Raw genomic sequence first — 1207 nt, forward strand, 5'->3', positions numbered from 1 at the left:
CAGATGGGAATGTTGGCAACCCTGATCTCGGGCCTCGCCTCGGGGGAAACCGTGGCCGCCGTTCACCGGGCGCGCACGGCGGCAATCGTCTATGTGATCGCCATGGCCGCTGCGCTTTGCGGTCTCGGCTTTCTGGTCGGGGCCGCCTATATCTGGACGGCGATGCGCTACGGCTCGCTTGCCGCCGCGCTCGGGTTTGGCGCCGGTTTCCTAGTGCTCGCCGGACTTATCCTGCTGATCTACCGGATATCCGCAGGTTCGCGCGCCCGGCGCCGGGCGCAGCGCCGCAATGCCGACATGAAGGCGATCGGCGTCACCGCCGCACTCGCCGTGCTGCCGAGCCTGCTCAAGGGAAAAGGCGGTCTCGGCGCCATTCTGGGGCCGGCCGTGGCGCTCGCGGCCTACGCCATCTACCGCGAGAATGTGAAATCCGACGATCCGGATGAGAGCGAGCGGACATAGAGCTGTTGGGAGATCACTTCGACAGCTCTTCCAGGGGCATCGATATTTCGGCAAACACGCCTTCCGGCCGGAATTCATGGGTCACTTCGCTGGAAATGACCTTGGCCAGGCTGCGGCGAATGAGGATAGAGCCGAAGCCTTGCCGATCCGGCGGAGCGACTTGCGGCCCGCCGCTTTCGCGCCAGGTCAGCACAAGACGCCGGGCATCCTTCCTGCCTTGCGTCCTCCAGCCGAGGTCGACCCTGCCTGACGGCACCGACAGCGAGCCATATTTCAGCGCGTTGCTGGCGAGTTCATGCAGGATCAGGCCAAGCCCGACGGCCTGGTCGGGCGACAGCAGCAGGTCGTCGCCGGAGATCGTCATGCGCGGCTGCTCGGCCGTTTCGAAAGGTCTGACCTCGATCTGGACGAGTTCACTGATGCCGATGCCACGCCACTCGCGGTCCGACAACAGATTGTGGGCGATGCCCAAGGCCTGAAGCCTGGCGCCGAAGGCCTCGAGGAACTGGCTTGGCTGGCGGGCATGGCGCACGGTCTGGGTTGCCAGCGCCTGGACGGTCGCCAGAGTGTTCTTGACGCGATGGTTGAGTTCACGCAGCAGCAGCCGTTGCCGTTCGTCGCCGAGCTTGCGCTCGGAGATGTCGTAATTGACGCCGAAGATCAATGTCGGCTTGCCGTCGCCGTCACGCTCGATCACACGGCCGCGCGTGGCGAGCCAGCGCGGCCGTGTGATCGAGCGTGACGG

The 1207-nt window shown here is 65.5% G+C and carries 2 protein-coding genes; one reads left to right on the forward strand and one right to left on the reverse strand.

Going from position 1 to position 1207, the window contains the following annotated elements; translation table 11 throughout:
- Nucleotides 1-3 precede the first annotated feature (3 nt).
- On the forward strand, nt 4-462 hold the full coding sequence (locus EN994_RS32260) for a hypothetical protein (protein ID WP_013529288.1): 459 nt from the start codon (nt 4-6) through the stop codon (nt 460-462).
- Between the two features lie 13 nt (nt 463-475).
- On the opposite strand, the gene EN994_RS32265 is transcribed toward EN994_RS32260, so the two are convergent.
- Nucleotides 476-1207, reverse strand: a 732-nt coding sequence (locus EN994_RS32265; protein WP_281060225.1) for an HWE histidine kinase domain-containing protein, incomplete at its 5' end; no start/stop codon positions are given.

Origin of the sequence: Mesorhizobium sp. M7A.F.Ca.CA.002.09.1.1 (assembly GCF_003998555.1) — a bacterium.
Lineage (GTDB): Bacteria > Pseudomonadota > Alphaproteobacteria > Rhizobiales > Rhizobiaceae > Mesorhizobium > Mesorhizobium ciceri.